Genomic DNA, 2,194 nt, shown 5'->3' with positions numbered 1-2,194 from the left:
GATAAGAGCGCCGGCCGCGGCGGGCAAATTGACATAGGCCCAGGAAAAACAGGCCATATACGCAAAAAGGGCCAGGGCGGCGCGCCGGTTTCCGTGCCGCAAAACGCGCTGCCCCCGCAGCGCCATGAACAACCACAAAACAACGGCTGCCGAGGATGCCCGCAAAACCGTATAGCTGACGGCGTCCATGCCCGTGCCGAAGAGCGCCATGCGGCACAGCAAAGAGTTTGCCGCAAAAAATGTCATGCAGACAGCCGTGAGCAAAAACGTGCGGAACATCCCGCGCGCACCGCCGTGAAGGGTCATCGTGTCTGCCTTGTGCCTTGCAGCTTCCTGAAAATGGTGCTGCGGTTAACCTGAAAAAGTTCCGCAACACGCTGCACCGAGCCATGAACCTCAATGGCCTTGAGCAAAAAATCGCGCTCCATTTCCGCCATGATTTCCCGCAACGGGCGGCGGGCGCCAAGCACATCTTCCGAGTACCGCGTGGCATCGTGCGTTACGCCTGTAACCTGCACGGGCAGGTCGCGCGGGGTGATGAGCGGGCCAGTGAGCGTAATGACCAGACTGTGAACCATGTTCTGCAACTCACGCACATTGCCGGGCCAGGCATATGCGGCCATCATGTCCAGGGTAACATCCATAAACGCCATGACTTTATGATACTTGGCCGTATAGTGCGTCAAAAAATGCTCGGCCAGCAGAGGCACATCTTCCTTTCTGTCCCGCAGGGACGGAATGCGCACCGTGGCGACATTGAGGCGGTAATAGAGGTCACGACGAAAGGTTCCGGCTTCCACGCTTTCGGCAAGGTTGCGGTTGGTGGCCGCGATAATGCGCACATCCACCTTGCGCGGGCTGGACGCCCCCACACGCATGATTTCGCCGTCCTGAAGCACGCGCAAAAGCCGCGTCTGCATGGACAGGGGCAGTTCGCCCACTTCGTCCAAAAAGATGGTGCTGCCATCGGCAATCTCAAAATACCCGGCCTTGCCCTTACTGGAGGCCCCGGTAAAAGCGCCGGGCATGTAGCCGAACAGTTCCGATTCCGTAAGGGTTTCGGAAATGCCGCCGCAGTCGACCTTGAGCAGTATCTTATCGCGCCGCTCGGAAAGGCCGTGGGTAAAACGGGCGAAAACGTCCTTGCCCGCGCCCGTTTCACCCAGAATCAGCACAGTGGCGTCTGTGGCGGCAAAACGCCGCAGCAGCGAAACCACCTCACCCATTGCGGGGCTGGCATAAATGGGTTCACGCGCCTTGCTGCCCTCGCTTGCTATGTACGCCAACTGGTCATTGATCTGGTCAATAAGCCTGCACTGCCCGGCCACCTGATCCTGCAACTGGGCCAGCAGGGTTATGTCGCGCGCAAAGGTGACCACAAGACAGAGGTCACCGCGCGTGTCAAAAACAGGAAAACCCGTCAGCACCAGCTTTTTGCCGTTTTTGAGCTGCTGTACATGGGTGGCGGGCCTGCCGGTGCGCACTATCTGCGGGTTGAGGATATGGTCAAAAACCCCCTCTTCCACCAGACATCGCACGTTCTTGCCCTGCACCTGCTCCTGGGTGAGGCCGGTCAACTGCTCGTACATGCGGTTAACGCGCAGGCTGGTTCCCGAGGCATCGCTGATAAAGACACCTTCAGGCAAGGCGTCAAGGATGCGCTCCACATGCTTTGAAAGCAGTTCCTGAGAGTGGTCGGCCATATTTCAATCCGGTAAAATGCTGGGGAATCAGCGGGGAATTTGCACCCGCTCCCCCAAAATGTCCAGAGCAGCCTTCTGCAGCCCGCCCATAACCGCCTTGTCCAGGCTCACTTCGCCCATGGGAACCTCCCGGCCCAAAAAATGGTATTTCTGGGTTCCCAGGCGATGATAGGGCAAAAGTTCATAATTGACACGCCCATAGGGCTTGATAAAGCGGGCTATGGCCGCGATGGCCTCCGCAGTGTCATTGAAGCCGGGAATCACGGGCGTGCGGGCCAGTATGGGCAAGTCCGGAAATTCTTCTGCCAGAATGCGGAAATTTTCAAGGATGCGCGCATTGGGCTGGCCGGTCCGGGCCTCATGAACCGCGCTGTCCATATGCTTGATATCGTAAAGCACGTAGCTCAGGTGGGGCGCGGCCTCGCGCACGGTCGCGGCAGACGCCATGCCGCAGGTTTCCACCGCTGTTTTGATACGGCGTGCGCGGGCTT

Annotated in this window: 1 protein-coding gene and 2 pseudogenes; all 3 read right to left on the bottom strand. The window is 58.7% G+C overall.

The features are described from left to right. Positions 1-306, bottom strand: a pseudogene (locus tag V6C07_RS08520) (EamA family transporter); the annotation flags it as partial. Then, positions 303-1,703: a sigma-54 interaction domain-containing protein gene (locus tag V6C07_RS08515; protein WP_333535967.1), complete on the bottom strand. Its 1,401-nt coding sequence runs from the start codon at positions 1,701-1,703 to the stop codon at positions 303-305. The gene V6C07_RS08515 and the pseudogene V6C07_RS08520, both read right to left, overlap by 4 nt. A 27-nt stretch (positions 1,704-1,730) precedes the next feature. Beyond that, positions 1,731-2,194 (bottom strand): annotated as a pseudogene (locus tag V6C07_RS08510) (glycyl-radical enzyme activating protein); the annotation flags it as partial.

Origin of the sequence: Desulfovibrio sp. 1214_IL3152 (assembly GCF_036763055.1) — a bacterium.
GTDB lineage: Bacteria > Desulfobacterota > Desulfovibrionia > Desulfovibrionales > Desulfovibrionaceae > Desulfovibrio.
The sequence above is the reverse complement of the archived record's forward strand: the minus strand, read 5'-3'. Positions and strand labels throughout refer to the sequence as shown.

What these genes read in the sequence shown, in the direction of transcription:
- V6C07_RS08515 (WP_333535967.1), bottom strand. Translation starts at nt 1,703, where the DNA reads ATGGCCGACCACTCTCAGGAACTGCTTTCAAAGCATGTGGAGCGCATC.